The organism is Bradyrhizobium diazoefficiens USDA 110 (genome assembly GCF_000011365.1).
Classification (GTDB): Bacteria; Pseudomonadota; Alphaproteobacteria; order Rhizobiales; family Xanthobacteraceae; genus Bradyrhizobium; species Bradyrhizobium diazoefficiens.
This window is the reverse complement of sequence record NC_004463.1, coordinates 3,178,427-3,201,089: the sequence shown is the minus strand read 5'-3', so window position 1 is coordinate 3,201,089 and position 22,663 is coordinate 3,178,427. Positions and strand designations below refer to the sequence as shown.

Below are 22,663 nucleotides of genomic sequence, written 5' to 3'. Positions count from 1 at the left end.
CCCCGTTTAGGGGGAGAGGGAGAAGAGAAATCCCATGCGCATCGCCCTGATCCACGCCCTGAAGCATTCCATTGCCCCGATCGAGGCGGCATTCGCGACAGCGTGGCCCGAGGCGCGACTGATGAACCTGCTCGACGACAGCCTGTCTGCGGATCTCGCGCGCGACGGCCAGCTCACCGACGCCATGACCGAGCGTTTCCTCGCGCTCGGCGACTACGCGGGGGCAACGGGGGCAAACGCGATCCTCTTCACCTGTTCGGCCTTCGGCCCCTGTATCGAGGCGGTGGCGCGCGCCCATGCGCCGATGCCAGTGCTGAAGCCGAACGAAGCGATGATCGAGCGCGCGGTGACGATGGGCAAGCGGATCGGCCTGCTCTCGACCTTCCCGCCGACGCTGGTCTCGATGCCGCCGGAATTCCCCGCTTCGGTCCAGATCGTGCCGAAACTCGCCGAGGGCGCACTGGCGGCGCTCGATCGGGGCGACCGCACCACGCACGATCGGCTGATCGTGGAAGCTTCGCGCGACTTACGCGATTGCGACGTCATTGCGCTCGCGCAGTTCAGCATCGCGGCGACGGCGCCTCTGGTGGCGGAGGCCACCGGCCGCCCGGTCGTGACGACGCCTGACAGCGCTGTTGAGAAACTGATGAAGTTGCTGGCGACGAAGGCTTAAGCGCCGGTCTTTCCCCGACGCCGTGCGCCCTTGATCGCCGCCGCGAGCGCAGCCTTCGTTTCGCTGACGAAATCCTCGACCAGTTCCTCGCGCGTGGCATGCGCCGGTTCGCCGGTGAGCAGGCCCTGCTCAGCCAGCATCACCACGCCATGCACCGCCGCCCAGATCTTCAGCGCTTGCCGTTCGCGCAAATAACCGACCGCCGGCGATTCCAGGGCTTCGATCACGAGCCCAAGCGTCTCGCGCGTCGCCTCGTGCAGCTCGCTGCCCTTGGCCGCGCATGAGACGGTGCGCGAAGCGAACATCAGGCGGTAGATGCCGTTGCGGCGCAGGCCGAAATCGAGCGTCGCCTGCGCCAGCTTCGACAATTTCGATTGCTTCGAGGGCTTTGCCATCGCCTCGCGCAGCATCGCGCTGAGCTGCCGGAACGCCTCCGCCGTCACTGCCGCCAGCAGCGCCTCGCGGTCGGCGAAGTGCCGATAGGGCGCCGGCTGCGAGACGCCGAGTTGCTTTGCCAGCGCCTTGATGCTGATCGCCTCGGCGCCGCCCTGCTCTGCCTCGCGCAACGCGGCCTTGATCAGGGCGTCACGGAGATCGCCATGGTGGTAGGTATTCTCGGGCTTGCGAGCGAGTTGTGAACGCATGTTACGGCAAAGCCTATAAGTTTGCGCTTGACAGGGGAAGCCCGCCGCGAATGTAATAGCATATAACTTAGACCGAGCGGCAAATGCCGCCGATAAAATTGACATGAGGAACGCGGGCCGCCTTTCGCGCGCACGCAAGCGACCAGGGAAGCCGCAATGGCAGAGCGACTGAAGGTTCACGTCGATCCCGACAAATGCCAGGGCCACGCGCGCTGCAAGGCGCTGGCGCCGGAGCTGTTCGAGCTCGACGAATACGGCAACGCGCATGAAGCCGGCGATGGCACGGTCCCGCCGGGACTCGAAGAGAAGGCGTGGCTTGCCAAATCCAACTGCCCGGAAATCGCAATCGATGTGATCGAGGAGTAGCGCGAGCTTCCTGTCTGCCCGCGTGCGCGTGATTCCAGCGACCACCAGCCGAGGATTCCCCCCGACATGTCCGACGTCAGCGAGCCCGTCGCCCATCCGCCCGTCACCGACTGGGTCAACGATTTCGACCACACCGATCCGCAATGGACGGACGATCCGTTTCCGATCTGGGATGAGCTGCGCGCGGCAAGCCCGGTCGTGCACACCGAGCGATTCCTCGGCTGCTACATGCCGACGACCTACGAGGCGGTGCGCGAGATCGCCAACGACACCGAGCATTTCTCCTCGCGCCGCATCATCGTCCGCGACGTGCGGCCGGAGATTGCCAGGAATGCCGCCCCGCCGATCACCTCCGATCCTCCCGTGCACAAGCCGGCCAAGCAGTTGCTGCTGCCGCCCTTCACCCCGGACGCGATGAAGAAGCTCGAGCCGCGGGTCCGCACCATCTGCAACGAGCTGATCGACGGCTTCATCTCCGACGGCAAGGTCGATGCCGCAGCGCGCTACAGCAAATACATCCCGGTTCGGGCCATCGCCCATATGCTCGGCATTCCCGAGAGCGACAGCGACCTCTTCGTGAACTGGATCCACATGATCCTGGAGCTCGGCATCAAGGACGAGACCATGCTGCTCCAGGCCGTGCAGGAGATGAGCGCCTATTTCAGGACGCATATCGAGGAGCGCAGATCGAGGCCGACCGACGATCTCATCTCCTATCTGATGAACGCCAAGGACAAGGAAGGTCAGCCGCTGGAAGAGTCCCACGTGCTGGGCTCACTCCGCCTGCTCCTGATCGCCGGCATCGACACCACCTGGAGCGCGATCGGCTCCTCGCTCTGGCATCTCGCCAGAACGCCGGCCGACCGCGAGCGGCTGATCGCCGAGCCTGGTCTGATCCCGATCGCCGTGGAGGAGCTGCTGCGGGCCTATTCGCCGGTGACCATGGCGCGCGAGGTGGTCAAGGAGACCACGATCTCGGGCTGCCCGGTCAAGGCGGGCAACATGGTGCTGCTGTCCTTCCCGGCCGCCAATCGCGATCCAAAAATGTTTCCGGACGCTGACAAAGTCGTGATCGATCGTCGGGAGAACCGCCACGCCGCGTTCGGTCTCGGTATCCATCGCTGCGTCGGTTCCAACCTTGCGCGGATGGAGATGCAGGTTGCGCTGGAGGAATGGCTGAAGCGGATCCCGGATTTTCGCCTCGATCCGGCAGGCACCGTGACCTGGTCGCAGGGCACGGTGAGAGGCCCCCGGCAGTTGCCATTTCTGCTCGGAAAGGCGATGTAGGCCTCTCCAAACAGGGATAGAGAGAGGCCGGACGTGACAGACCAAGTAATCAAACCGGCCTCCGAGCATTTTGACGTCGCCGACGCCGAGCGGCGGATCAAGGCGATCTTCATCGGCTCGATCGGCAATCTCGTCGAATGGTACGATTTCTACGCCTATACGGCGTTCGCGCTCTATTTCGCCCCGGCCTTCTTCCCCGGCAACGACCCGGTCGTGCAGCAATTGAACGTCGCCGTCGTATTCGCGGCGACCTTCCTGATGCGTCCCCTCGGCGGCTGGTTCTTCGGCTACCTTGCCGACCATTTCGGCCGCCGTATCTCGCTGACGCTGTCCGTCGTCTTCATGTGCTTCGGCTCGCTGATCATCGCGGTGACGCCGACCTATGCCACGATCGGGTTCGCCGCGCCGGCGATCCTGGCGCTCGCCCGCGTGATCGAGGGCCTCAGCCTCGGCGGCGAATATGGCGCCAGCGCCACCTATCTCAGCGAGGTCGCCGATCCCAAGCACCGCGGCTTCTATTCCAGCTTCCAATACGTCACCCTGATCGGCGGTCAGCTCACCGCAATCATCGTGCTGCTGCTCCTGCAAAAGGTCTTCCTGACGCCCGACGAGCTGAAGGCCTGGGGCTGGCGCATCCCGTTTGCGATCGGCGCGGCGCTCGCGATTTTTGCCGCGGTGATGCGGCGCAATCTGCACGAGACTGAGGCCTTCGAGGAAGCCAAAAAGGTGGTGAAGCCGACCGGTTCGATCACCAATTTACTGCGCTACCCACGCGAGCTGCTCCTGGTGGTGGGTCTCACCGCCGGCGGTACCGCCGCGTTCTACACCTTCACCACCTACATGCAGACCTTCGTCAAGCTCTCGGTCGGGCTCACCGAAGACCAGACCACCTTCGTGATCTTCGGCACGCTGATCTTCGCGACCATCCTGCAGCCGATCTACGGTGCGATCTCCGACAAGATCGGCCGCAAGCCGCTGCTGATCTTCTTCGGTGTCGCCGGTACGCTGGCGACCGTGCCGCTGCTGATGACACTGAAGGAGACGAAGTCGCCCTTCATGGCCTTCATCCTGATCTGCTGTGCCTGGCTGTTCGTCGCCGGCTACACCTCGATCAACGCCGTGGTGAAGGCCGAGCTGTTCCCGACCAATGTCCGCGCGCTCGGCGTCGGCCTGCCCTATGCGATCACGGTCTCGATTTTCGGCGGCACGGCACCCGCGATCGCGCTCTACTTCAAGAGCATCGGGCACGAGGAATGGTTCTACTTCTACCTCAGCGGCGTCATCTGCCTGTCGCTGATCATCTATTCCACCATGCGCGACACCAAGCACGCCTCCGCAATGCATCGCCACGAGTAAGCTGATGGCCGACGACAACGAGCCGCCCGACAGCAAGCTGACGCGCACCAAGGAGAAATGGGCGCGCGAGGGCCGCTTCCTCACGGGCAAGATCACGCGTCCGGAAGATCAAAGGCTACCGCCGGGCCAGCACCTCACGAAAGACTGGCCGGTGCTCGACCTCGGAGTCGTGCCACCGGTCTCACGTGATCGCTGGCGGCTCGACGTCTACGGCGCGATCGAACATCCCGTGTTCTGGACCTTCGCCGAGTTCACTGCGCAGAAGCAGGTCCAGTTCACCTCCGACATCCACTGCGTGACGACCTGGTCGCGCTACGACAACCTTTGGGAAGGCCTCGCCACGCACGAGCTGCTCGCGGCCTGCCAGCCGCGCGAGGATGCACGCTTCGTCGTCCTGCATTCCTATGACGGCTACACCACCAACCTCGCGCTGGAAGACTTCGCCGCCGAGGACGCCCTGCTCGCCCATAGCTGGTCCGGCCAGCCGCTGACGGAGGAGCACGGCGGCCCGGTGCGGCTGGTCGTGCCGCATCTCTATTTCTGGAAGAGCGCCAAATGGCTCCAGGCGATCGAATTCCAGACCGAGGACGCACCGGGTTTCTGGGAAGTCCGCGGCTATCATAACCGCGGCGATCCCTGGGCCGAGCAGCGCTATTCAGGCGATTAAGTCCAACCAAGAGACGGGGGAAGGCCATGCCGACGGAACGCTTTCAATTCACCGGCGAAGGCGGCCATCAGCTCGCGGCCGCGCTGGAGCTGCCGGACGGCGAGCCCGCGGCTTTCGCGTTGTTCGCACACTGCTTCACCTGCGGCAAGGACACGCTGGCGGCCAAGCGCATCTCGGTCGCGCTCGCCGCCAAGGGCATCGCGGTGCTGCGTTTCGACTTCACCGGGCTCGGCTCCAGCGAGGGTGATTTCGCCAATTCGACGTTCTCCTCGAACGTCGCCGACCTCGTGCGCGCGGCCGATCATCTGCGTTCGACGCGCAAGGCACCCTCGATCCTGATCGGCCATAGCCTCGGCGGCGCTGCGATTCTGGCCGCGGCCAGCAAAGTTCCCGAGGCGAAAGCGGTGGTGACCATTGCAGCGCCATCTGACCCCACCCACGTCACCGGCCTGTTCAGGGAACATGTTGACGCGATCCGCGCACAGGGCGAGGTCGAAGTGTCGCTTGCCGGGCGTCCATTCCGTATCAAGCGCGAATTCCTCGAAGACATCGCCGAGCATGAGCTGATGAAGGACGTCACCGGCCTGCACAAGGCGCTGCTGGTGATGCACTCGCCGCTCGACGATACCGTGGGCATCGACAATGCGACCAAGCTCTTCGTCGCGGCCAAGCATCCCAAGAGCTTCGTCTCGCTCGACCACGCAGACCATCTCCTCACCAGGCCGGCCGACGCGCTCTATGCGGCCGACGTGATCGCGGCTTGGGCAAGCCGGTATATCGACGCCGCAAAGCCTGCCAAAGCGATGGATCTCACGGAGGCGCCGCGCAAGGTCGTGGTTCAGGAGACCCGCAAGAGCAAGTTCAACCAGATCATTTCCATCGGCCCGCATCGCCTCGTGGCGGACGAGCCGGTCGCCGCCGGCGGCGAGGATGCCGGACCTGGACCTTACGATTTCCTAATCGCAGGCTTAGGTGCCTGCACCTCCATGACCATGCGCCTGTATGCCGACCGTAAATCGCTGCCCCTCGACCGCGTCACTGTCACGCTGAAACATTCCAAGATCTACGCCAGGGATTGTGCGGAATGCGAGACGCGCGAGGGCATGCTCGACCAGATCGAGCGCGACATCGCGATGGACGGTGCGCTCGACGCCGAGCAGCGCAAGAAGCTGATGGAGATCGCCGACAAGTGCCCGGTGCACCGCACTCTGACCTCCGAGATCCGCATCGTGACCAAGGCCATGGACTAACGCGGCGCGCTAGAAGCACGATGCCATCGTCCGCACGGCGGCGCTGATCTCGTTCTCGCGCCATGCTGCAAAGCCGAGCAGCAGGCCGTGATCGCGCGGCCGGCCGAGCGCAAGGCTGGACAAGGCGCGCGTTTCAACCCCCGCTGCGACCAGGCGCTTGACCGCGGCCTGATCAGCGCGACCGCGCTTGAGGCGCGCGACCAGCTGGATGCCGCCCGAGGGCACCTCGGCCGTAAGCACCTCGCCAAGATGGCGCTCCAGTCCCTCGACGAGATGATCGCGGCGCGCGTGATAGAGCCGGCGCATCCGGCGCAGATGCGCGAGAAAATGCCCGTCGGCAATGAACTCGGCCAGCGCTTCCTGGACATGGCTGGCGGCGATCAGCCCGATATGCCGCTGCGCGATCTCCAGGGCGCTGACCAGCGCCGGCGGCACCACGAGATAGCCGAGCCGGATATCCGACGTCATCGCCTTCGAGAACGTGCCGACATAGAACACGCGGCCATGGGTATCGAGCCCCTGCAAGGCCGGCACCGGCCGGCTGTCATAGTGAAATTCGCCGTCGTAATCGTCCTCCACGATCCAGGTCTTGCCGGGCTTGCACATGCCCAGGAATTCGGTGCGGCGGGCCAGCGACATCAACCGCCCGGTCGGATGCTGGTGCGATGGCGTCATGAAGATCAGCGTTGGAGCCGCGACACCAGGCATCCGCTGCATGCCCTGCTCGTCCAGCCTGATGCCGGTCACGCGCGCGCCGGAGGCACGAAAGGCAGCCGCGGCGCCGGGATAGCCGGGATCCTCGACCCAGACCTCGTCACCTTGCGTGATGACGACAGCCGCGATCAAAGTGAGCGCAGCCTGTGCGCTCGGCAGGATCATGATCTGGTCCGCCGTGGCGCGAACGCCCCTGCTGGTCGCGAGATAATGCGCCAGCGCCTCGCGTAAGCGCGGCCGGTTGACGGAGCCGAGCTCGCGCCTGGCCGCACGCACGGCGCTGCGGCGCAGACAGCGAGCCCAGACCTCGTTCGGAAACTCCCTGAAATCACCTTGCCCAGGGCGCAACGGTTTTAGCTGCGCCAGATAGGACATCGGCCAGTCCGCCTGCTTGAGCTTTGAGGCCCAGGGAGAGAGGCGCGGCGTGCCCGAGCGGACACCTGATGTCGCGGCGCCAGCTGCTTCGATACGCTCACCGCCGTCGACCGTCACGACCGGGCGCCGCCCGTGCGACGCAGCCAAATACCCTTCGGCGGCAAGCTGCTCGAACGCATAGGTCACGGTGTTGCGCGAGACCCCGAGATCGCTCGCAAGCTGTCGGCTCGACGGCAGCCCGCGGCCCTTGCCGATGCGGCCGCTTCCGATCAGCTCCCTGAGCTGGCTCGTCAGTTGAGCCATCAGCCCTTCCTCACCGGTCCGCTTCAACTCGATCAAGCCGGCGATCATCTCTTCTGAAACTGGCACCTTATTCCTGCTCGATCTGGCACTTTTCCAGGTGCCAGCCCGGATGCTATCCGCGAGGCCAGACTGCTTCAAGGACCTCCGAGATGAACTCCCTTTCACCCCGCGCCGCCGTCGGCCTGTTTCTCATCGTCGTGCTGGCCTGGGGTGTGAACTGGTCGGTGACGAAGCAGCTCGTCCAGTTCCTTTCGCCACTGTGGACTTCGGCGATCCGCAGCTGGATCGCCCTGGCTGCCTTGTTCGTGATCCTTGGACTGAGCAACAATCTCGTGATCCCGGAGCGGCGCGACATTCCGGTGGTTCTCAGCGTGGCCCTCTTGCACATGACGGTGTTCTCGGTCCTGGTTGCGGCCGGTGTGCGCTTCCTGCCCGCGGGCAAGGCCGTCGTGCTCGGCTACACCACACCGCTCTGGGTCGCGATCGCCGCGCCCCTGATCGGGAACGACACGCTGACCGCGCCAAAGGTCGCCGGCGCCCTGCTCGGACTGATCGGCCTTGCCGTGATCCTGAACCCGACATCGATCGATTGGACCAATGGCAACGTCATGCTCGGCGCCGGCATGGTCATCCTCGCAGCGATCGCGTGGGCCGCAAACATCATCTATATTCGCGCGCATCGCTGGCTCGCCTCCCCGCTTCAGCTCCTGATCTGGCAGGTGTTGGTGGCAACGGTGGTGCTGTCGATCACCGCGGCAATCGTGGACGGCATACCGCACGTAAATTGGTCGTGGAGGCTCGTGCTGCTGTTCCTCTATTCCGGCCTGATCGGGACGGCGCTTGCCTATTGGGCGATGTCGATGGTCAACAAGAGCATCTCGGCGCTGACGACGTCGCTCGGCACCACGGCGACGCCACTCGTCGGCATCGCCAGTGCGGCGGTCCTGCTGGGCGAGCCGATCGACTTGAGCCTTGCTGTCGCGGCCGGACTGATCGTCGCCGGCATCGGCCTGGCAACGCTCGGGGATCGCCTGCTGCGCAGTCAGGCCATCGCGAGAGGTTGAACGCGAAGCGCGCCGCGCAGGCCCGCTGTCGTGCCGAGCAGGATGCCGGCGAGCGCAACCAACGAGCCCAGCGCCAGCGTCGACACGCCGGTAAGCCCCTGTCCGATCGAGCAGCCGAACGCCATCACACCGCCGATCCCCATCATCGCGGCGCCGCCCGCCGAGCGCAGCATATGGCGCGGCGATGAATAGCCTTCGAGCTTGAAGCGGCCAGTAGCGAGTGCCGTCACCAGACTGCCGGCGAAGACGCCGGCAACCGTCGCGACGCCGAAATTGAGCGTCAGGCCGGTCGATAGCATGGCATATTGCAGGGCATCTGCGATCGGCGCGACGAAGGTGAGCGAGGTCACGGGGACGGGATTGAAGTCGTCGGCGCCGAGATAGCCGGTGACGAACCAACCACCGGCAACGAGGACGCCGACGATGACGCCCGCCGCGATCTGGCCAGGCGAACGGCGGAATGTCGGGTGGGCGAACGCAAACAGGATCAATGCCACGACGATCACGGCAGCGGCAATCGCGCGCGAGAGAGCTTCAGCAAGGCCGAGCGTCGCCAGCACGGACGGCAGCGAATTGGCGCCGACGGAGGTTTGCGAGGCCTGAACCAGTGCAATGCGCGCCGGCGCAACCAGGCCCTTGAGCGTCATCTGCGCGGCGATGGCGAGCACGATCACGACCACGAAGGAACGGAGATTGCCGCGGCCGAGCAGCACCAGAGCGCGCGAGCCACAGCCGTTCGACAGCACCATGCCGTAGCCGAACAGCAGGCCGCCGAGGAACAGCACCGGCGCCGAGAAGGATTGTTGCAGGTAGATCGACTTGCCGAGATCGACGGTACCGCTGCCGACCAGGAGCTGGCTTGCGGCGATCGCGACAGCGATCGCCAGCGCATAGGACCGCACCAGCCGGCCGTCTCCTTCCGCCAGAAGGCCGCGCATGCTGCTCATCAGGCAGAAGCCGCTCAGCAGACCCACGGCGCCGTAGATCAGGCCGATGACGAGGCCGGCGAGGATGACGAGTTGCGTGGATTCCATCGTCACGGCTTCAGGATCACGCGGTCACGCGAGGAGCCAGCGACCGCGACATAGGCTTCCTTGGCGCGCTCCAGCGGATAGATGGCATTCGCCTTGATCGGGAACGGCTTGAGGTGCCCGCTCGCAAAGCCGGGGCCGAGGTCACGCAGCACCGCACCAGTCGCCGTCGAGGACAAGCCGAGCGTGTCGATTCCGACGTAAGTGTGCTGGCCTCTGTAGAATTCGAGAATGTTGAACTGCACGATGCGGTCGATCGCGGCGATCAGGATCTGGCGGCCGCGCAAGGCAAGCGACTTGTGCGCGGCCTGGAAATAGGGATCGCCGACCGTGTTGAAGACGATGTCGGCGCCCTTCCCGGCGGTCACCTCGCGCACCCACGTGGCGACATCGGTCGCGGAGGCATCGATCACCTCGATGGACGCGTTGCTATGGCCTTCATAGGTCTCGGCCTTGCGCACCACGCCGATGACGCGCGCGCCCTGCCATGTCGCGATCTGCACCGCGGCCTGGCCGACCTTGCCATTGACGCCGAACACCAGAACGGTCTCACCGGCCTTCGGCACGCCGGCGCGGCGAAAGCCCTCCATCGCGGTGACAAAGGGAACGCCGATGCCGGCAGCCTCCTCCCAGGACACCGTCCTGGGTTTCTCCACGACAGCATCGGCCTCGACGACGAGATGGGTTGCGTGGGTGCCGTCGCGGCGGATACCGAGATCGCCGGAGGAACCGAACACCTCGCGGCCGACCGTGCCGGCCGGTCCATCGATCACCACGCCGGCGTAGTCGCGGCCCGGCGTGCGCGGAAACACGGCATAGGGCATCAGCCCGGTCGCGGCCTTGACGTCGGACGGATTGACGGCAGCCGCCTTCACCTCGATCAGGAGATCGTTTGGACCGCGCGTGAGCGTCTGACGCTCGACAACCGGCGCAAGCGCGGCCGCGTTCTCGGCCTTGGCATTGAGGCGTACACAGCGCGCTTCGACGGCTTTGGTATCGGCTGGTGACATGGAAAGACCCGCGATTTCTCGCGGGCCTTGTCGCCCTTACGGGTGGTCAAGTCAATCCTTCGGGCGCTTGTCGTAGAGCCGCCTGGCCTTGCCGAGCGAGCGCTCCAGCGTGGCGGGCGCGACCACCCGCACGTTGGAGCTGATGCCGATCGTGTTCTTGATGTGGGTCGAGATCCGGTCGGCATGGTCGACGAGGCCGCGGCCGTCCCAGCTCTCGGGCCGCGCCTCGGCAATGATGGTCAGTTCGTCCATGCGGCCTTCGCGGGTCAATTCGAGGATGAAGTGGCCGCCGCACCAGTCGGTGGCCAGCAGCACCTCCTCGATCTGGGTCGGGAACAGATTGACGCCGCGCAGGATGATCATGTCGTCCGAGCGGCCCGTTACCTTCTCCATCCGCCGCATGCCCGGCCGCGCCGTGCCCGGCAACAGCCGCGTCAGGTCGCGGGTGCGATAGCGGATCACCGGAAAACCTTCCTTGGTGAGCGAGGTGAACACCAGCTCGCCCTTCTCGCCATCTGGCAGCACCGCGCCCGTCTCGGGGTCGATCACTTCGGGATAGAAATGGTCCTCCCAGATGTGCAGGCCGTCCTTGGTCTCGATGCATTCCTGCGCGACGCCGGGGCCGATCACCTCGGAGAGGCCATAGATGTCGGTCGCATCCATGTCGAAGGCGTCCTCGATCTCGCCGCGCATCGCATTGGTCCAGGGCTCGGCGCCGAAGATGCCGACCTTGAGCGAACACTGGCGTGGATCCAGCTTCTGGCGCTTGAACTCGTCGAGAATCGCCAGCATGTAGCTCGGCGTCACCGTGATGATGTCGGGGCGAAAATCGTTGATGAGCTGCACCTGCCGCTCGGTCATGCCGCCCGAGATCGGCACCACCGTGCAGCCGAGCTTTTCGGCGCCGTAGTGCACGCCAAGCCCGCCGGTGAAGAGGCCGTATCCGTAGGCGTTGTGGATGATCATGCCGGTGCGGCCGCCGGCAGCGCGGATCGAGCGCGCCATGACTTCCGACCAGGTGTCGATATCGCGTTGGGTATAGCCCACGACGATCGGCTTACCTGTCGTGCCGGAGGAGGCATGCACGCGCACCAGTTTTTCGCGCGGCACAGCGAACATGTTGAAAGGATAATTGTCGCGCAAATCCGTTTTCACCGTGAACGGAAACTTCGCGAGATCGGAGAGCTCGCGAAAGTCGGACGGATGCACGCCGGCCTTGTCGAAGGCCTTGCGATAATGCGCGACGTTGTCGTAGGCGTGCTTCAGCGACCAGCCCAGCCGCTGCTTCTGCAGCGCCATGATCTCGTCACGTGAGGCGCGCTCATGCGCATCCATTTCGGCACGATAGCTGGTGCCACCTTCCTTGAGCCTGGTCAGAGCCATCCTCGTTTCCCCACATTGATCTGTTCTTTTCTTTATTGGTCGTGTGCCGGCAACCACGTGCCGGGAATGACGCGCGAATGCCCGCGGAATTCCGCAATGACGATGTCGCCGGCGGTGACGCGCACGTCGTAGATGCCGGAGCGGCCGCTGCGGGTGACCTCTCTTGCCTTCGCGACGAGACGATCGCCGAGCCTGCCGGGCGTGATGAAGGTGATCTGGCCCTGTGCCGCGACCACGCGCTCATTGTGCGAGTTGCAGGCAAACGCAAAGGCGGAATCGGCGAGCGTGAAGATGAAGCCGCCATGGGCGATGCGCTGGCCATTGACCATGTCCGGCCGCACCGTCATGGCCAGCGTCGCGAAGCCCGGGCCGATTTCGACGATCTCCATGCCGAGACCTTTGGAGGCATCGTCCTCCGCCCACATCGCATCGGCGCAGGCGCGGGCAATATCCTCAGGCGACAGGGCGGCTTTGACGTTCACGCGCTTCTCCCGGCCAATTTCCTGCACATGATGTTCTGCTGGTTGGTTCGAGCTGTCAAATAATGCGACGCATTTGCATTGTTGGGGACTGATCCGCCCGATCAGACATGGTCATAGTCGACCACGACCCGCTCGGACGACGGCTTGGCCTGGCAGGTCAGGACGAAGCCGGCCTTCAGCTCCCACGGCTCCAGCGAATAGTTGATGTCCATCGGCGCCTCGCCCTCGACCAGCTTGGCGCGGCAAGTGGAGCACATGCCGCCCTTGCAGGCGAAGGGCAGGTCGACGCCGGCGCGCAGCGCGGCATCGAGGATCGCTTCGTCCTCGGCGACCGGCACGTCGCGGCGCTTGCCGTCGATGATCAGCGAGGCGATCGCCTTCGGTGGCGCGTCGGGTGCAACGGCCTTCTTCGGCCGCGGCTTGCCGCCGAATTCCGAGACGAAGCGCTCGACGTGGATGCGCTCCTCCGCGATACCGAGATCGCGGCAGGTCGCCTCGATGTCCTCGCTCATGCCAGACGGACCACAGATGAAGACGTGATCGACGCTTCCCGCCGGCACCAGCGAGCGCAGCAGCACCCTCACCTTGTCGCCGTCGAGCCGGCCATGCAGGATCGGAATGTCCTGCTCCTCGCCGGAGATGACGTGGAAGATCGAGAGGCGGTCGATGAAGCGGTCCTTGAGCTCCTCGAGCGCCTCGAGGAACATGATGTTGTCGGTCGTGCGGTTGCCGTAGAACAGGAAGAAGCGGCTATCCGGTTCGCGTGCGAGCACGCCCTTGACGATCGACAGGATCGGCGTGATGCCGGAGCCGGCGGCAAAGCCGACATGGATCCGCCCCGTATCGGCCGGCGCGACAGCGCCGAAGCGGCCCGTCGGCGTCATCACGTCGAGTTCGTCGCCGCATTTGAGTTCATCGGCGGCCCAGCTCGAAAACGCACCACCATCGACCTTCTTCACCGCGATGCGGATCTCGCCGTCGTCGGGGCCGGAGCAGATGGAGTAGGAGCGGCGCACCTCTTCACCGTCCAGCATCGTGCGGAGCGTCAGGTACTGCCCGGGCGTGAAAGCGTAATCGCTGGCGAGTTCGCTGGGGATGGCGAAGGTCACCGAAATGGCGTCCGAGGCCTCGCGGCGAAGATCGTTGACGGCCAGGCGATGGAAGCGCGGTGCGGCTGCTGACATGATCAATGACACTTGAAGTAATCGAAGGGTTCGCGGCAGGCCTTGCAGCGCCACAGCGCCTTGCAGGAGGTCGAGCCGAATTCGGACAGCAGCTCGGTCCTGTCAGAACCGCATTGCGGGCACGCGACAGACTGCTCGCCGAACAGCGCGCGGCGCGAGTTTGAAGCCTGTGGCGGCGCGATGCCGTAGGCGCGCAGCTTCCGCCGCCCCTCCTCGCTCATCCAGTCGGTGGTCCAGGCCGGCGACAACACCGTGCGGACCTTCGGACGATGGAAGCCGGCGCGCTCCAGCGCGACCTCGATTTCGAGCGCGATCATGTTCATGGCCGGGCAGCCCGAATAGGTCGGGGTGATCGCGACCTCGACATGGTCGCCGTCGAGAACGACATCGCGGAGCACGCCGAGATCGGCGATCGTCAGCACCGGGATTTCCGGATCGACCACGCTCGCCGCAGCATCCCAGGCGCGCCGGCGCAGATCGGCACCGCTCTCGGACACGGTCACCATGTCTGCCCCGGGAAGGTGCGCTGCATCGATTGCAGCTCCGACAGGAGATGGCCGAGATGCTCGCTGTGCCGGCCCACGCGGCCGCCCTGCTGCATCCAGTCATTCTGCGGCAGCTCGAGCGTGGCCTCGCTGACGACATCGGAAAGCATCTTCAGCCAACGACCGCGCAAGATACCCGGATCGACGGCGATACCCGCATGGATCAGGGCGCGTTCGCCGTCATCGACGGCAAACATCTCACCGGTGAAGGCCCAGAGGTGATCAATCGCGGCTTGCGCTCGTCGATGGCTCTCGTCTGTGCCGTCGCCGAGCCGGATGATCCATTCCGAGGCATGACGCAGATGATAGGCGCTCTCCTTCTCGGACTTGGCGGCAATGGCGGCGAGCGTCGTGTCGCGCGAGGTCATCATGGCGCGCCAGTAGAGGTCGGCGAAGGCGGAATAGAAGAACTGCCGCACCAAGGTCTGGGCAAAATCGCCGTTGGGCTGCTCGACCAGCAGCAGGTTGCGGTACTGCCGGACGTCGCGCAGGTAGGCGAGCTTGTCCTCATCATTCTCCTTGCCTTCGGCCTTGGCGGCATAGGTGTAGAGCTCGCGTGCCTGGCCGATGAGGTCGAGCGCGATGTTGGAGAGCGCCATGTCCTCTTCCAGCATCGGCGCATGCCCGCACCATTCCGACAACCGGTGACCGAGGATCAGCGCATCGTCGGCGCGGCGCAGGGCGTAGAGCACCAGCGGCGTTTCGGAGACCTGGGTGTTGGCGACCGGCATCACATATGCCCCACTTCTTCGGGCACCTCATAAAACGTCGGATGCCGGTAGATCTTTGACTCCGCCGGCTCGAACATCATGCCCTTCTCGGCCGGATCGCTCGCGGTGATCGCGGTGGACGGCACGACCCAGATCGACAGGCCCTCGCCGCGGCGGGTGTAGATGTCGCGGGCTGCCTGGAGGGCCATGGTGGCATCGCTGGCATGCAGCGATCCCACATGCTTGTGCGCGAGCCCGTTGCGGCTGCGGATGAAGACTTCCCACAGCGGCGTGTTCGACGTGGCCATCGTGATCTCCTTACTCGGCTGCTTGCGCGGTCTGGCGACGCGCGCGCTTGGCGGCATAGGCGGCGGCGGCTTCGCGCACCCAGGCCCCCTCCTCGTGCGCCTTGCGGCGTGCCGCCATGCGATCCCGATTGCAGGGGCCGTTGCCGGCGAGCACCTGCTTGAATTCGGTCCAGTCGATCTCGCTGTAGCGCCAGTGCCCCTCGGCATCCTGCGTCATGCCGGGATCGGGAATGGTGAGGCCGAGATATTGCGCCTGCGGCACGGTGGCATCGACGAATTTCTGGCGCAGCTCGTCATTGGAGAAGCGCTTGATCTTCCACTTCGTCGAGGTGTCGCTGTGCTGGCTCGTGGCGTCGGGCGGACCGAACATCATCAGCACCGGCCACCACCAGCGGTTCAGCGCATCCTGCGCCATCGCCTTCTGCTCGTCCGAGCCGCGGCACAGCGTCAGCATGATCTCGTAGCCCTGGCGCTGGTGGAACGATTCCTCCTTGCAGACGCGGATCATCGCGCGCGCATAGGGACCGTAGGAGCAGCGGCACAGCGGGATCTGGTTCATGATCGCGGCGCCGTCCACCAGCCAGCCGATGGTGCCGATGTCGGCCCAGGTCAGCGTCGGATAGTTGAAGATGGACGAGTACTTGGCCTTGCCGGCGAGCATGGCATCGACCAGCTCCTCGCGCGAGGCGCCAAGCGTTTCTGCGGCGGCATAGAGATAGAGCCCGTGGCCACATTCGTCCTGCACCTTGGCGAGCAGCGCGGCCTTGCGGCGCAAGGTCGGCGCGCGCGTGATCCAGTTGCCTTCGGGCAGCATGCCGACGATTTCGGAATGGGCGTGCTGGGAGATCTGGCGGGTGAGCGTCTTGCGATAGGCCGCCGGCATCCAGTCGTTCGGCTCGATGCGCTCCTCCGCATCGATGCGGGCCTGGAACTGCGCAGCCCTGCCTGCGTCCTCAAGACCGCGATCGTCGGTCTCGGCCGTGTTCAGCGCCTGGGTGTACATGCGCATCCTCCCGTTTTATTGGGAGATAATATATAACAGAAATTACGTCATGCAAGATATTTCTGTAACATAAAGGTCAGGCGCCGAACCTCCGTTCCAGGAGTTTTCGCGCCGCCGGCAATGGCCCTTTTTCATTGGTTCCATGGCCATCAAGCCATTGTTCGGACGGAGCAAGCAGCGCGCGATAGATCTCGCCGCAGAGTTCGCGGGCGGCCCTGCCCGGCCAATCCGCAGGCAGCAGGCTCTCGGGCAGCAGCGGATCGCGCAGCACGACGCGGCGATAGTGGTGGATCAGCAGGATCCGCGCGGTGAAGGCGTCGGCGTCGGAGAGAGTCGTTCCGCGGCCGATCGCGGTGCGCAGCGGCTCGAACGTCTTCATGAACTTCAGATAGGCATCCGCGGTGCGATCGAGCGGCCAGCTTGCGCTGAGCAGGCGGCGCCCGCTGTCGTCCTCCGCGGAGACCTCGAGACGGATAGCGCCCGCAGCCTCATCCGGCACCGGCACGCCCGACGGCGCAACCCACACGCCGGGCAGCGGACTGCCGAAGCCGGCATTGCGCAGCGCCTCGCGCGAGGCGTCGCGGTCCTCGCCATTGATCAGCAGCAGCTCGAAACGCCCGGTCCAGTCCGACGGCGGCGGATCGTAGATGTGGCGCGTCGCGGCCTCGAAGGTCTGGTGGCCCTTGTCGGCGAGACGATAGAAACTGTTGCGGCCGACCTTTTCACGCGTCAGCCAGCCGTCAGCCGCCAGGCGCGACATCGCGGTGCGCACCACCCCGCTGTCGATGTCCAGGCTCTCGAAGAATTCCAGCAGCGTGCCGAGCCACACCGAGCCCCCGCGCGGCACGATGGCGTCGCCGAACACGGTGATGACGATGGAGCCGGTGCGCGACGGTTCGCGCTTGAGCTGGTCGATGATGCGGGAGAGCGGATGCGCCATGTGCGAGGCATAGCGCGTTTGGTGCAGGCGCGACAATGGACGGGAGCGACGCCGTTACTCTCCCTCTCCCCGTTCTTACGGGGAGAGGGCTGCTTCTGCAAAAACGGTAAGAGACGGACTCGCGGAGACTCCCCCTCACCCGGATTGCATCTTCGATGCAATCCGGCCTCTCCCCGCACGCGGGGAGAGGCAAAGAAGCTACCTATGCGGATCGGGATACGCCAGGCTGCGCCAGCCGCTGCGGTCGAAGGGCTTCCACTGGCCTTCCTTCTGCGCAAGCCGGTCGGCGACAGCGTAAACCGCAGCCGGGTGATGCCCCATGCCGCAATGGCTGCTCTCGATCTCGATGCTCTCGGTCTGCGCGCCGGACTTCTCCATGCAGCCCTGCCAGGCGCAGACGCCGTCGGTGCGGCTGAAGATGGCGGTGGTCGGCACCGGCGGCGGAACGGCGAGTTCGCCGCCGAAGCGCGGATCGACCTGATCGGCCTTCTGCCCGCTCGCCCATTCATAGACACGCCAGGCATTGGTGGAACGCGGATCGCCGGCAAAGGGGCTGCCGAGGGTGATCACCTGGCGCACGCGCTCGGGCATCATCTTGGCGAGCTGGCGCGCATAGAGGCCGCCGAGGCTCCAGCCGACCAGGCTGATCTTGCGGCCATGCGTGTCGCTGAGCTCCTGGACCAGGTCGACCATCGCATGCTGCACGCCCGGACGCAGGCCGTAGTTGCGGCCCTGGCGCCAGCCACTCACCGCGTAGCCCTTGCCTGACAGAAAGGTGCGTAGCGCGCGCGTGGACGCGTCGGAGGCCACAAGGCCCGGCAGCACCAGCACCGGATGCCCATCGCCGCGCGGCGCGAGGCTCAGCAGTGGCAGCGCGCCGAGGAATGCGCCGAACTCGTGGATCGCGCGCCCTTCCAGAAACATCAGGGTACGGGACGGCGGACGCAGCGTCTGGGCAGTAGCGGTCATCAATGTTTCCCTTGGGACGGCGCCGGCCGCGATGCCGGCAAATGGGCATGAATTCCAATACGCCGGCTTCTTGAACGTTCCGCAGCGCAACATGAATCAGCTAGGCGGCCGGTGCCCGACATTCAAGCGGGAGAGACGCGGGGCCACAATAGGCCCGCGCGTTAATGCTAACGTCAGTGACGCAAAAGTCACAGCAATCGAAGCAGGAATTCTACGGAGTAGAGCGCAAGTCCGGCCAGCCCGCCGATCAGCGAGCCGTTGAAGCGGATGTATTGCAGGTCACGGCCGATGTTGATTTCGATCAGCGAAATCAGCTGCGCCATATCCCAGGCCTTGACCTGGTCGGAGATGAAGGTGGAGACGCCGCTCTTCTGGTCGGCGACGAAGCTGCGCAGCACCGTCACCAGACCCTTGTTGATCTCGCCGCGCAGTTCGGCATCGCCGGCGAGCGCCTCGCCCGCGGCGACGAACATGCCGACGAGATGATGCTGAAGCACCTGTGTCTCGCCGGAGGCGCTGCGCTCGATGAAGGAGCGCGTGTTGGCCCAGACGGTGCGGGCGAGATCTGCAAGCTCGGGCCGCGCCAGCAGATCGCGTTTCAGGCCGTCGATGCGATCGATGTAGGCCTGGTCGGTGCCGAGCCGGTCGACGAAGGTCAGCACCATGCGATCGAACTCGCCGCGGAACGGATGCTTGGGATCGCTGCGCACCTCGTTGAAGAAGGCCGTGGCCGACGCCACGATCTTGTTCACCAGAAACTTGTCGGCGCGGTAGAGCCTGAGCAGGGTCGGCAACTCCGCGCGCACCTTCTCGCGGATCATCGCCATCGTCTCTTTCTGGTTCAGCGTGTCATGCATCACGCGCAGGAGATCGTCGAACAGGATCTGGTGCCGCCCTTCCGCAACGAAGCCGCGCAGCGTGCCGGCGGCGAGCGGCGCGAGGTCGATCGCCTGGAGCTGCGAGGACATGCGGCGGATGATGAAGGTCATCAGGCCGGAGGTCTCGGTCGCGGAGAAGGCCTCCGGCAACAAACGCAGCGCGAAGCGCGCGAGATCCTCGCTGCGCTTGCGATCGCGCAGCCAGTCGGCAACGAAGGAGCCGAAATCGATCTCGTTCAGCTTGGCCTCGACGGGTCCGGCCTCGAGAAAATGCACCTGGATGAACTCGCCGAGCTTGTCGGCGATGCGGGCCTGGTTGCTCTGGATGATCGCGGTATGCGGGATCGGCAGGCCGAGCGGCCGCTTGAACAGCGCGACCACGGCATACCAGTCAGCGAGGCCGCCGATGGTCGCGGCTTCTGCGAAGGCCGCGATGAAGCCGAACACAGGATGCACGGGCAAAAGCCATTTCGCGACGACGAACAAGGCCAGCATCGAGGCCAGCACCAGCGTCGCCAATGCTTTCACGCGGCGCAACTCGGCCGCCCGCTCGGCGTCACCGGGAGTGTCGAAGGAGAAGGTGGCGGGAGAAGTCATGATTCACCGAGCTTACGTCATTCCGGGACGATCCGCAGGACCGGACCCGGAATGACGACCGACGATGACGGCGGCGCAAAAAACAAGGCCCGCCGAAGCGGGCCTCAAAATTCAGTTTATCAACGCGACGCGCAATCAGGCGGTCTTGTTGTAGACCTTGGCAAAGTTGTCCTGAGCGGACTTCGCACCATTGGCGGCGAGCTTGCCGAGATAGTCGGTGGTCGCCTTGGCGCGCGAGACGAACGCTTCGCCGCGGGAGCGGAGCAGGCTCGACTGGATCTCGACGGCTTCGCTGAACGACTTGGCGGACGCGAGCTTGTCGATGCCCGAGAAGAACGCTTCAGCGTCCTCGTAGATCGCCTGCTGGATGTTGCGGCTGATCTTGCCGGCCTCGGTGACGGACTCGGTCACCGCGTTCTCGACGGCGGCGGTCACGCGCTCGGAGCCAGCGAACACCTCGGCAGCACGGTCCTTGGCGGTGTTGGCGGTCTTCTTGACGAATTCGCGGGCGGCCTCGGGAACTTCCAGGTTCTGGATGTTCTTGAAAGCGTCCTTGAAGCCCTCGAAAGCGGTGTTGGTTTCAGTGGTCATGGGGTTCTCTCCATCCTCAATGGTCTGAGCTATGGGCTCACCCCGTCCGCATTGGCCCGGGGCACGGCTTATATGGCATAGTTAATTGTGCGATGCAACATTCATATTGCACTGCAGTATCACGAAATCGTGAACAGCCTTAACAGGAGGCAATATGATGCCTCCCTCACCAATCCCGGCGAAGGCGTGCCTGATCGCGGTCTTTAGAGCTGGACGGCACCTGGCAGCCCATAGGCCTCCATCTGGGCCTGGACCTGCGCGATGTTGTGGCCGAGCACGACAATGTCGTGGGTCTTGCCGTCGACATCGCGGACGTGGTCGCGCAGCAGCGCCTCGGCCTTGAAGCCGAGGCTTTCGAACACCGCGATCGCCGCCTGCTGGTCGACCGTCATCTGGACCGAGAGCTTTTCCAGGCCGGCGCCGAGCGCGAGCGCAAAGGTCTCCTGCGACAGCGCCCGCCCCACCCCCTTCCCGCGCACGTCGAGCGAGACCACCATGCGAATCTCGCCGACATGGGGCGACCAGGAATGCGGATCGCGCACCAGCGTGCCGCAGCCGACGACCTTGCCGTCCTTCACGGCGAGCAGGCTCGTGATCGCACCGCGCTCGATCTCCTTGACCCAGGCCGAGAGCACTTTTGGCTCGCTGATGTTGCGGGGCAGGAAGAGCAGATCGTGCGTCGGCAGGCCCTTGCCAAAGGCGAGCACCGCGGCTTCGTCCGCAGGCGACATCAAGCGGATCTCGATCTCGCCGGCGTCGGTCTTGACCTGACGCGGATAGGAACGCTGCTCACTCATGTCGATCTCTTCCCCAGCCAGGAGTCCAGTTTCGGCCACAGCCGTTTCACCGCGTTGGCGCCGGCGACCAGCGAGACGTGCCCGCCCTTCAGCATCACCTCTTCCTTGTCCGCCGATCCAATCTTCGCGATCAAATGTTTTGCGGCATCATAGGGCACGATGTGGTCGTGCTCGGCGACCGCATGCAGGATCGGCACCTTGATATCCTCGAGCTTCGCCGCACGGCCGCCGACCGACATGGTGTCGTTGAACAGCTTGTTGTCCCACATCAGGTCCTTGGTGATGGTGCGGAAATACTCGCCCGCCAGCGGCAGCGTATCGGTCGCCCAGCGATCGAACATCCGGTAGGACTTGACGAACTCGTCGTTCCAGATGTTTTCCCAGAGCTGGATCTGGCTCACCGTGCGCGAGGCCGGGCGCAGCATCTCGAACGAGGACAGGATCATCTCCGGCGGCACGTTGCCGATGCTGTCGACAAGGCGATCGACGTCGAAATAGCGGCGGTCGGAGAAATTGGAGAACAGCTTCATCTCGCGGAAGTCGATCGGCGTAGTGAAGCAGATCAAGTTCTTCATTGGCCCGTCCTTGTGGATCGAGCCGTAGAGCAGCGACAGCACGCCACCGAAGCAGTAGCCGATGACGGAGACGTCCTGCTCGCCGGAATCCTGCTGCACGCGGCGGACGCAATCCGGGATAAAGTCGAGGACGTAGTCCTCCATGCGCAGGCTCTTCTCTTCCGGACGCGGCGCGCTCCAGTCGAGCATGTAGACGTCGTAGCCGCGCCTCAGGAGGAACTCGATGAAGCTCTGGCCGGGCACGAGGTCGAGGATGTAGCCTCGATTGGTGGTCGCCATCACGATCAGCACCGGCACCCGGTAGATCTCGTCCGACATCGGCCGATAGTGGTAGAGGCTCATCGTGCCGCGTGAATGCAGCACGTCTTTCGGCGTCGAGCCGAGCGTCGGGCCGGAGGTCGAGAAATATTCGACGCCCTTGATGCTGCGCTGGATTGCGCGCTGCACCTCGGACTGGATGCGCTCCGGGATGGAAGCGAAATCAAGTCCCGTCGGCGCGTTCATTTGGGCTCTCCGCCTTCGGAGGGCGGGCGTTTCGTCCGCGGCGGCCGCGGCGCACCGTCGAAGCCTTGCGACAGTCCGGAACCTGCCGCCATCTGGCTCAGCATCGACTTCATCTCGCCGATCTGGACCTCGATCGACTGCAGCCGTTCCGCAAGACCCGTGACCTGCTCCCGGCTCGGCAGATTCATGCTGACGAGGTATTTCTCCATGAGCTCGCCGAGCTGCTTCTGAGCACCTGCAGCAACGCCGCCGGCCCGATTCATCGCTTGCGAGAACTCAGGCGACGACATGGCTTGATTGGCGAAAGAGTTGAACCCCTTCTCCATCTCGCCAACCATCTTCTGCCACACGGCAACGGGATCGTTGGTCTTGTCGGTCATCGGCGTCCTCCTGGTATCGAGAGCTGCGATGCCCTTCTTTTTTGCCATACCACACCGTTGCGCGGTGCCGGTCAACC

General features: G+C 64.7%; 25 protein-coding genes. 7 read left to right on the top strand and 18 right to left on the bottom strand.

Annotated elements, in window-relative coordinates:
• Nucleotides 1-34 precede the first annotated feature (34 nt).
• Nucleotides 35-673 carry an aspartate/glutamate racemase family protein gene (locus BJA_RS14420; RefSeq protein WP_011085692.1) on the top strand — a complete coding sequence of 213 codons (639 nt, stop codon included), beginning with the start codon at nt 35-37 and terminating at the stop codon, nt 671-673.
• Here BJA_RS14420 and BJA_RS14415 read toward each other — a convergent pair.
• The gene (locus BJA_RS14415; RefSeq protein WP_011085691.1) at nt 670-1,317 is read right to left on the bottom strand and encodes a TetR/AcrR family transcriptional regulator; all 648 of its coding nucleotides are present in this window, start codon (nt 1,315-1,317) and stop codon (nt 670-672) included. The two genes, BJA_RS14420 and BJA_RS14415, sit on opposite strands and share 4 nt — an antisense overlap.
• A gap of 156 nt (nt 1,318-1,473) precedes the next feature.
• Between BJA_RS14415 and BJA_RS14410 the strand changes: the two genes are divergently transcribed.
• From BJA_RS14410 to BJA_RS14390, 5 genes are all read left to right on the top strand, one after another.
• Nucleotides 1,474-1,683 carry a ferredoxin gene (locus tag BJA_RS14410; protein ID WP_011085690.1) on the top strand — a complete coding sequence of 70 codons (210 nt, stop codon included), beginning with the start codon at nt 1,474-1,476 and terminating at the stop codon, nt 1,681-1,683.
• 66 nt (nt 1,684-1,749) lie between these two features.
• Entirely contained in the window at nt 1,750-2,970 is a 1,221-nt protein-coding gene (locus tag BJA_RS14405; RefSeq protein ID WP_011085689.1) for a cytochrome P450, read from the top strand.
• A gap of 33 nt (nt 2,971-3,003) precedes the next feature.
• Complete coding sequence (locus BJA_RS14400; RefSeq protein WP_011085688.1) at nt 3,004-4,326, top strand: MFS transporter; 1,323 nt, start codon at nt 3,004-3,006, stop codon at nt 4,324-4,326.
• A gap of 4 nt (nt 4,327-4,330) precedes the next feature.
• Entirely contained in the window at nt 4,331-4,993 is a 663-nt protein-coding gene (locus tag BJA_RS14395) for a sulfite oxidase-like oxidoreductase (protein WP_011085687.1), read from the top strand.
• 26 nt (nt 4,994-5,019) lie between these two features.
• Nucleotides 5,020-6,243, top strand: coding sequence for a bifunctional alpha/beta hydrolase/OsmC family protein (locus BJA_RS14390; protein WP_011085686.1), 1,224 nt, complete (start codon nt 5,020-5,022; stop codon nt 6,241-6,243).
• A 9-nt stretch (nt 6,244-6,252) separates the two neighbouring features.
• On the opposite strand, the gene BJA_RS14385 is transcribed toward BJA_RS14390, so the two are convergent.
• Nucleotides 6,253-7,683, bottom strand: coding sequence for a PLP-dependent aminotransferase family protein (locus BJA_RS14385; protein WP_171463841.1), 1,431 nt, complete (start codon nt 7,681-7,683; stop codon nt 6,253-6,255).
• A 101-nt stretch (nt 7,684-7,784) separates the two neighbouring features.
• Here BJA_RS14385 and BJA_RS14380 point away from each other — a divergent pair, with 101 nt between their 5' ends.
• Nucleotides 7,785-8,699: a DMT family transporter gene (locus BJA_RS14380; RefSeq protein ID WP_011085684.1), complete on the top strand. Its 915-nt coding sequence runs from the start codon at nt 7,785-7,787 to the stop codon at nt 8,697-8,699.
• Here BJA_RS14380 and BJA_RS14375 read toward each other — a convergent pair.
• The 16 genes from BJA_RS14375 to BJA_RS14300 form a co-directional block, all read right to left on the bottom strand.
• The gene (locus tag BJA_RS14375) at nt 8,678-9,733 is read right to left on the bottom strand and encodes a YeeE/YedE family protein (RefSeq protein WP_038965785.1); all 1,056 of its coding nucleotides are present in this window, start codon (nt 9,731-9,733) and stop codon (nt 8,678-8,680) included. The two genes, BJA_RS14380 and BJA_RS14375, sit on opposite strands and share 22 nt — an antisense overlap.
• Nucleotides 9,734-9,735: 2 nt before the next feature.
• Nucleotides 9,736-10,740: a quinone oxidoreductase family protein gene (locus tag BJA_RS14370; RefSeq protein ID WP_011085682.1), complete on the bottom strand. Its 1,005-nt coding sequence runs from the start codon at nt 10,738-10,740 to the stop codon at nt 9,736-9,738.
• A gap of 51 nt (nt 10,741-10,791) precedes the next feature.
• Nucleotides 10,792-12,123, bottom strand: a complete 1,332-nt coding sequence (gene paaK / locus BJA_RS14365) for a phenylacetate--CoA ligase PaaK (RefSeq protein ID WP_038965786.1) — start codon at nt 12,121-12,123, stop codon at nt 10,792-10,794.
• Nucleotides 12,124-12,155: 32 nt separating this feature from the next.
• Nucleotides 12,156-12,605 (bottom strand): hydroxyphenylacetyl-CoA thioesterase PaaI, encoded by a 450-nt coding sequence (gene paaI / locus BJA_RS14360; RefSeq protein ID WP_038965794.1) that lies wholly within the window; start codon nt 12,603-12,605, stop codon nt 12,156-12,158.
• Nucleotides 12,606-12,706: 101 nt separating this feature from the next.
• Entirely contained in the window at nt 12,707-13,789 is a 1,083-nt protein-coding gene (gene paaE / locus BJA_RS14355; RefSeq protein WP_038965787.1) for a 1,2-phenylacetyl-CoA epoxidase subunit PaaE, read from the bottom strand.
• Between the two features lie 2 nt (nt 13,790-13,791).
• Nucleotides 13,792-14,295 carry a 1,2-phenylacetyl-CoA epoxidase subunit PaaD gene (paaD, locus tag BJA_RS14350; RefSeq protein WP_011085678.1) on the bottom strand — a complete coding sequence of 168 codons (504 nt, stop codon included), beginning with the start codon at nt 14,293-14,295 and terminating at the stop codon, nt 13,792-13,794.
• On the bottom strand, nt 14,289-15,065 hold the full coding sequence (paaC, locus tag BJA_RS14345; RefSeq protein ID WP_038965788.1) for a 1,2-phenylacetyl-CoA epoxidase subunit PaaC: 777 nt from the start codon (nt 15,063-15,065) through the stop codon (nt 14,289-14,291). Before paaC ends, paaD begins: the two co-directional genes overlap by 7 nt.
• On the bottom strand, nt 15,065-15,352 hold the full coding sequence (gene paaB / locus BJA_RS14340) for a 1,2-phenylacetyl-CoA epoxidase subunit PaaB (RefSeq protein ID WP_038965789.1): 288 nt from the start codon (nt 15,350-15,352) through the stop codon (nt 15,065-15,067). Before paaB ends, paaC begins: the two co-directional genes overlap by 1 nt.
• 10 nt (nt 15,353-15,362) lie before the next feature.
• Nucleotides 15,363-16,355 (bottom strand): 1,2-phenylacetyl-CoA epoxidase subunit PaaA, encoded by a 993-nt coding sequence (gene paaA / locus BJA_RS14335; protein ID WP_028172418.1) that lies wholly within the window; start codon nt 16,353-16,355, stop codon nt 15,363-15,365.
• A gap of 76 nt (nt 16,356-16,431) precedes the next feature.
• Nucleotides 16,432-17,295, bottom strand: coding sequence for a phenylacetic acid degradation operon negative regulatory protein PaaX (paaX, locus tag BJA_RS14330; protein ID WP_011085674.1), 864 nt, complete (start codon nt 17,293-17,295; stop codon nt 16,432-16,434).
• A gap of 198 nt (nt 17,296-17,493) precedes the next feature.
• A complete protein-coding gene (locus BJA_RS14325; RefSeq protein ID WP_038965790.1) occupies nt 17,494-18,264 on the bottom strand; it encodes an alpha/beta fold hydrolase in 771 nt (256 codons plus the stop codon).
• A gap of 188 nt (nt 18,265-18,452) precedes the next feature.
• Nucleotides 18,453-19,739 carry a DUF445 domain-containing protein gene (locus tag BJA_RS14320; protein ID WP_011085672.1) on the bottom strand — a complete coding sequence of 429 codons (1,287 nt, stop codon included), beginning with the start codon at nt 19,737-19,739 and terminating at the stop codon, nt 18,453-18,455.
• A gap of 135 nt (nt 19,740-19,874) precedes the next feature.
• Complete coding sequence (locus BJA_RS14315; RefSeq protein ID WP_011085671.1) at nt 19,875-20,330, bottom strand: phasin; 456 nt, start codon at nt 20,328-20,330, stop codon at nt 19,875-19,877.
• Nucleotides 20,331-20,533: 203 nt separating this feature from the next.
• On the bottom strand, nt 20,534-21,127 hold the full coding sequence (locus tag BJA_RS14310; protein WP_028172421.1) for a GNAT family N-acetyltransferase: 594 nt from the start codon (nt 21,125-21,127) through the stop codon (nt 20,534-20,536).
• Nucleotides 21,124-22,206, bottom strand: a complete 1,083-nt coding sequence (locus BJA_RS14305) for a PHA/PHB synthase family protein (RefSeq protein WP_011085669.1) — start codon at nt 22,204-22,206, stop codon at nt 21,124-21,126. Before BJA_RS14305 ends, BJA_RS14310 begins: the two co-directional genes overlap by 4 nt.
• Nucleotides 22,203-22,586 carry a hypothetical protein gene (locus BJA_RS14300; protein ID WP_038965792.1) on the bottom strand — a complete coding sequence of 128 codons (384 nt, stop codon included), beginning with the start codon at nt 22,584-22,586 and terminating at the stop codon, nt 22,203-22,205. The genes BJA_RS14305 and BJA_RS14300 overlap by 4 nt, the downstream gene beginning before the upstream one ends.
• Nucleotides 22,587-22,663: the final 77 nt, after the last annotated feature.